Here is a 6,634-nt window from a genome sequence, read left to right on the forward strand (position 1 = left end):
TTTTCGGAGGAGCGCTTGGAGATGGCATAATTAGATGCAGGGGGCCCGGGAGGTCGGTTGGCCGGCCCTCCCTCCGGCTCCCATCCTGGTCGGGGAGAACGGACGGCTATGGAGAAGCGGGTACCGGTCCGGATGACGGCGGCGCAGATCCGGCAGGCCTTCTTGGACTTCTTCGCCGCCCGGGGACACACCATCGTCCCCAGTTCCTCTTTGGTCCCGGTGGGCGATCCCACCTTGCTGTTCACCAACGCTGGGATGAACCAGTTTAAGAACGTGTTCCTCGGCCTGGAGACCCGGCCCTACAAGCGGGCGGCCAGCGTCCAGAAGTGCATGCGGGTTTCGGGCAAGCACAACGATCTGGAGAACGTGGGCCCCAGCCCGCGCCACCACACCTTCTTCGAGATGCTGGGGAACTTCTCCTTCGGCGACTACTTCAAGCGCGAGGCCATCCACTACGCCTTCGAGTGTCTCACCCAGGTCTACGGCCTGGACCCTGGGCGCCTCGTCTTCACCGTGCACCAGGACGACGACGAGGCCTACCGGGTCTGGGTGGAGGAGATCGGCGTCCCCCCGGAACGGGTCTTCCGCATGGGGGATAAGACCAACTTTTGGATGATGGGTGACACGGGCCCCTGCGGCCCCACCTCCGAGATCCACTACGACTGGGGGCCGGAACACTGCACCTGCGGCGATCCCCGGTGCAGCGTGGCCCTGGACAACGGCTGCGATCGCTGGCTGGAGCTATGGAACCTGGTCTTCATGCAGTTCGATCAGAAGGCCGACGGCACGCGGACGCCGCTCCCCCGCCCCGGGGTGGACACCGGGATGGGTCTGGAGCGGCTGGCCGTCGTCCTCCAGGGGGTCTTCTCCAACTATGAGACCGACCTGTTCCTCCCCATCATCGAACGGGCCCGGGAGGTACGGGGGCACACCCGCCAAGAGGTCGAGGCCCATCGGGTGGCCTACCGGGTGATCGCTGATCACACCCGGGCGGCGGCCTTCTTGATCGCCGATGGGGTGCTCCCGGGGAACGTCGGGCGCGGCTATGTGCTGCGCATGATCATCCGGCGCGCCGCCCGGTTCGGCCGCAAGATCGGATTCCAGGAGCCCTTCCTGGCCCGGGTGGCCGAGGCCGTGATCGAGATCATGGGAGGGCATTACCGGGAACTGGTGGACCGCCAGGAGCATATCTTCCGCACCCTCACCCAGGAGGAGGAACGGTTCCTGCGCACCCTGGATCTCGGCCTCTCCCGGCTGGAGGAGGTGCTGGAGGCCCTCCAGGCCCGGGGCGACCGGGTGATCCCGGGGGAGGAGGCCTTCCGCCTGTATGACTCCTACGGGCTCCCGCTGGAGATCACACGGGACGTGGCCCGGGAGCGGGGCTTCGCCGTCGACGAGGCCGGCTTCCAGCGGGCGCTGGCCCAGCAGCGAGAACGGGCCCGGGCCGTGGAGCGCTTCGAACTGGACACCGAGCAACTGACCCGTTACCGGCGGGTGCTGGCCCTCCTGCAGGACCGCGGCCTGGTGGGCGACCAGGGGGTCGAATACGACCCCTACAGCGGGACGGAGCGCGAGACCACCGTGGCTGCCCTTCTGGTGAACGGGGAGATGGTCCAGGTGGCCAAGCCGGGGGACCGGGTGGAGGTGGTGCTGCCGGCCACCTGCTTCTACGTCGAGAGCGGTGGCCAGGTCAGCGATATCGGCCACATCGCCCGCTACCCGGAGGGCGGCGGGGACCCCCTGTGGGAGATCGAGGTGGAAGACACCCGCCAGCCTGTCCCCGGCCTGATCGTCCACGTCGGCCGGGTGAAGGCGGGCCATCCCCGGGTGGGGGATCCCGCCTGGGCGGTGGTGGATTTCGAGCGGCGCTGGGACATCATGCGCAACCACACCGCCACCCACCTCCTCCACGCCGAACTGCGGGCGCTGTTGGGCAGCCATGTGGTGCAGGCCGGCTCCCTGGTGGCCCCCGACCGGCTGCGCTTCGACTTCACCCATGGCGCCCTCCTCAGCCAGGACGAACTGGACGCCATCGTCAACGATATCAACGCCGCCATCCTGGCGGATTACCCGGTCCACGTGAGTTACGAGCCCTACCAGCAGGCCATCGCCAGCGGGGCCATGGCCCTCTTCGGAGAGAAATACGGTGAGATCGTCCGGGTGGTTCGCATCGGCTGGCCCGACGAGCCTCCCATCAGCGCGGAACTGTGCGGCGGCACCCACGTCTACAACACCTCCCAGATCGGCGCCTTCGTGGTCACCTACGAGGGCGGGGTGGGCTCCGGGGTCCGCCGGCTGGAGGCAGTGACCGGCCGGGAGGCGGTGCGCCTGATCCAGGACCGCATGCGCCGGCTCAGCCACGCGGCCACCTACCTCGAAGTGCGGCCGGAGGAGGTGGACCGCAAGGTCCTGGATCTGCTGGACCGCATCCAGAGCCTGGAGAAGGAACTGGCCCGGCTGCGCCGCGAGGTGGCCCGCCAGGAGTTCGAGGCCCTGATGCGCCAGGCGGAGCGGGTCGGGGAGGTCACGGTGCTGGCCGCCCAAAGCCGCATCGGCGACCTCGAACAGTTGCGGGAGATGACCGACTGGTTCCGGGAGCGGGTGCGGACCGGCGGGGTGATCGTGCTGGCCACTGTCATCGGCGGCCGCCCGAACTTCGTCGCCGCCGTGACACCGGACCTGGCGGAGCGGGGGCTGGACGCGGTGCGGGTGGTGCGGGCGGTGGCTCAAGTGGTCGGGGGGAGCGGCGGCGGGCGCCCCACCCTCGCCCAGGCCGGCGGCCGCGAAACCAACAAGATCGGCGAGGCCCTTCAGCAGGCCCCGCGCTTGGTCTCCGAGTGGCTGCGGCGCAACCCCTCGTGATCCGCCCAGGCCCTTCGCGGGAGGGATCGGCCCGATGACCATCCGCGTCGTCCTGGACGCCATGGGGGGCGATCACGCCCCGCGGGCGACCGTGGCGGGAGGGCTCTGGGCCCTGCGGGAGATCTCCGACCTCCACCTCGTCCTGGTCGGGCCCGAGGAGACGATCCACGCAGAACTGGCCCGACATCGCCCGCGTGGGCTCTCTTTCTCCGTGGTGCACGCCCCCCAGGTGGTGGGAATGGAGGAACACACCCTCGCAGTGAAGACAAAAAAGGACTCCTCCCTGGTCGTCGGGATGCAGGAGGTCCGCGCGGGGCGGGCGGAGGCCTTTGTCTCCATGGGGAACACCGGCGCGGTGATGGCCGCCGCCCTCTTCCACCTCGGGCGGATCCCCGGCATCGATCGTCCCGCCCTGGCCACGGTCTATCCGGGGGCCTTCTCCCCATGCCTGTTGCTGGACGTCGGCGCCAACACGGACCCCAAGCCGGATCACCTGGTCCAGTTCGCCATGATGGGGGTGGTCTACGCCGAGCGGGTGCTGGGATGGCCCCATCCCCGGGTGGGGATCCTCTCCAACGGCGAGGAGCCGGACAAGGGCTCCTGGCGGGTGCGGGAGGCGTATCGGCGGCTGCAGGCCAGCGGGCTGCGTTTCGTGGGGAACGTCGAGGGCAAGGACCTCGCCCGTGGGCTCGCCGAGGTGGTGGTGACCGACGGCTTCACGGGCAACGTGGTCATCAAGCAACTGGAGGGGTTCGTCGCCTTCCTCGCCCGCTTCCTCCCCGCTCAATTGACCGACGACCCGCTGGACCGCCTCGGGCTGGCCCTGGCGCTGCCCGGGCTGCTGCTGGCGGCCCCCGGGCTGCTGTGCCTTCTCCCCAGCGTGCGGCGCATCTTCCGCCGCCTGGATTACCGGGAATACGGGGGCGCGCCGTTGCTGGGGGTGAACGGCGTGGTCATCATCGGCCACGGCCGCTCCGACGCCAAGGCGGTGAAGAACGCCATCCACATGGCTGTCCGGGCGGTGCGGACCGGCATGCTCGACCGCATCCGTGAAGGCCTCCAGGCCCTCGCCGCCGCCTCCTGATCCCGGTGTGCCGCTAAGGGGCCGGCAGGTTGGGGAGCGGGGGCAGCGTCGGGACGGGCGGCGTCGGCGTAGGGAGCGGCTCCGGAGGCAGGGAGGGCGTCGGCGTCGGGCTCGGGGTGACCGTCGGCAGCGGCGTCGGCGTGGGCACAATCCCGTTGTCCACAAAGGTCCGGATCTCCCCCACGAAGGCCTGGCCGGAGCGGTTGAAGGCCGTCACCCGCAGGGCATACCAGCCGGTCGGCAGGCGCGAGGCGTCCCAGATGGTGATCTGACCCTCCCGCACCGGCGCCAGGTGCGGCCCGCTCAGCCACTGCCATGAGATCCCCTCCGGGCCCACGATCCCCCATTCCACATTGTAATAGGCGAAGTCGGGGATCCACACGGTGCCCAAGACCGGCACCACCCCCCGCACCGTCGTGTGCTCGTCCGGCCAGCGGATGATCACCTGGGGGATGGCCGCGGCGCAGGTTTCGGTCGGCGGCTGGGGGATCTGGTTCCGCTCCGCCCACCAGCGGCCCTCCTCCGGGATCACATAGAACACCCGCTCGATGGGTGGCCCTGGGCAGCCTTCGACGTAGAGCAGCCCGGTGGCCCCGTCGATCACCACCGCCTTCCAGAGGTCGTGCTCCGGCCCGGGCGGCGGCTGGTCCGCCGCGAACACCTCCACGCGCCGGCGGTCGGGCGGGCAGTAGGGCGAGGGCATCGTCCCCGAATCGAGACAGATCTCCGCCTCGATGATCCCCGGCGGGCGGCGGAACTCCTTGGGGGGCAGGCGCAGCAGGCGGTGGGCCTCCTCCATGATGTCATGCCAGACCGGCGCCGCCCCCGTGATCCCCGTCACCCCCTTCATGGGCGTGTTGTCGGCGTTGCCCACCCAAACCCCGACCACCAGATCGGGGGTGTAGCCCAGCGTCCAGTTGTCGCGGAAATCGTTGGTGGTGCCGGTCTTGGCCGCCGCCGGGCGGGTGAGCCGCAGGGGGCTGTTGGGGCCGAAGGCCGCCCGCCGCGCCTCGTTGTCGGAAAGGATGGAGGTGATCAGATAGGCGTGCTCCGGCCGCATCACCGGCTGGCCGGGGGGCGGCGTGTAGGCATAAAGCACGTTCCCGAAGGCGTCGGTGATGCGCCGCACCGGGACCGGGGGCACCCGCCGTCCTTCGTTGGCGAAGGCGGCGTAGAGCCCGGCCATCTCCAGCAGCGGCACCTCCCCGCCGCCCAGCGTCAGGGAGAGGCCGTAGTCGTCCCGCGTGAGGGTGGTGATCCCCAGGTCGCGGGCCCGCTGCAGGAAGGCCGGCAGGCCCACAAAGGCCAGGGCCTTCACCGCCGGGACGTTGTAGGAGTTCCCCAGGGCGTAACGGACCGTCACCGGGCCGTGGAAGCGACGGTCGTAGTTGACCGGCTCGTAGAAGCGCCCCGGCCCATCGGGGAACCGGGTCGGCACGTCCCAGATCAGGGTCGCCGGCGTCCAGCCCTTCTCGAGGGTCACCAGGTAGGTCAGGGGCTTGATGGAGGAGCCCGGCTGCCGGGGGACGACGGCCATGTTGATCTGGCCCCCGTGGGCGGCGTCGTTGTAATCCGGGCTGCCCACCATCGCCAGGATCTCGCCGGTGTGGGGGTCGAGGATGACCACCGCCCCGTTGTTTACGTTCTTGTCCCGCAGTTTCTCCAGATGCGCCCGGAGGACCTGAGTCGCCATCCGCTGCAGACGGAGGTCCAAGGTGGTTTCCATCCGCAGCCCACCTCGGTGCAGGGACTGGGCCTGCAGGCCGAAGGTCTGCTCCAACCACTGGAGCACATAGAGGGCGAAGTGGGGCGCCTCGGGGGCCGGCGAGGTGGTGGCCGGCTTCTCAAAGACGTGAGCGGCCATCTCCCGGGCGGCCGCCTCCGCCTGCGCCGGGGTGATGACCCCGGCCTCGACCATCAGGCGGAGGACATCCCGATGCCGCCGCAGCGCCCGCTCCCGCCCCTGGGGAGTAAAGGGATCGTAGAGGGCGGGGGCCTGGGGGAGGCCGGCCAGGAAGGAGGCCTCCGCCAGGGTGAGATCCTTTGCCGGTTTCCCGAAATAGGTGCGGGCGGCGGCCTCCGCCCCGTAGGCCAGGTTTCCGTAGTAGATGGTGTTCAGATAGATCTCCAGGATCTGCTCCCGGGGGTAGCGCCGGGTGATCTCGGCCGCCAGCACCACCTCCTTGATCTTCCGCCGCAGGGTGCGCTCCGGTGAGATCAGCAGGTTGCGCACCAGTTGCTGGGGGATGGTGCTGGCCCCGCTGACCACGTCCCCTTCCCGCAGGTTCTGCCAGAGGGCGCGGGCGATGGCCAGCGGATCGAACCCCGGATGCTGCCAGAACCGCGGGTCCTCCGTGGCCACCGTGGCCTGGATCAGCCAGGGGGAGATCTCCGAGAGCCGGACCAACTGGCGGCGGCCGCTCTGGGGGTCGGCGATCTCCCCGATCACCACGCCCTGGCGGTCGGTGAGGACCAGGGAGGTAGACAGGCTGAGGGCGCGCTCCTGGAGCAGCGCCGGGGGCGGCAGCTGCATCGCCACGTAGACGTAGCCGGCCATCGCCAGGACACCGCCGGCCAGGCCCAGGAGGAGGGCAAGGGCCAGCAGGGAAAGCAGGGCCCGCCCCCAGGCCCGGCGCCGGGGCACCGCGGAGGGCTGGGGCGGGCGCGGCGGGGCCGGCGGAGACCCCC

General features: G+C 70.2%; 3 protein-coding genes. 2 read left to right on the forward strand and 1 reads right to left on the reverse strand.

The window, feature by feature from the left end; all coding sequences use genetic code 11:
* Nucleotides 1–108 precede the first annotated feature (108 nt).
* Together alaS and plsX are read left to right on the forward strand one after the other, a co-directional pair.
* On the forward strand, nucleotides 109–2,862 hold the full coding sequence (alaS, locus tag C4313_RS04365) for an alanine--tRNA ligase (protein ID WP_352428653.1): 2,754 nt from the start codon (nucleotides 109–111) through the stop codon (nucleotides 2,860–2,862).
* A 34-nt stretch (nucleotides 2,863–2,896) separates the two neighbouring features.
* The gene (gene plsX / locus C4313_RS04370; protein ID WP_352428654.1) at nucleotides 2,897–3,946 is read left to right on the forward strand and encodes a phosphate acyltransferase PlsX; all 1,050 of its coding nucleotides are present in this window, start codon (nucleotides 2,897–2,899) and stop codon (nucleotides 3,944–3,946) included.
* A 13-nt stretch (nucleotides 3,947–3,959) separates the two neighbouring features.
* On the opposite strand, the gene C4313_RS04375 is transcribed toward plsX, so the two are convergent.
* The coding region (locus C4313_RS04375) for a transglycosylase domain-containing protein (RefSeq protein WP_352428655.1) at nucleotides 3,960–6,634 on the reverse strand (2,675 nt) is incomplete at its 5' end.

The sequence above is a fragment of the Thermoflexus sp. genome, from assembly GCF_040289485.1.
Taxonomy (GTDB): domain Bacteria; phylum Chloroflexota; class Anaerolineae; order Thermoflexales; family Thermoflexaceae; genus Thermoflexus.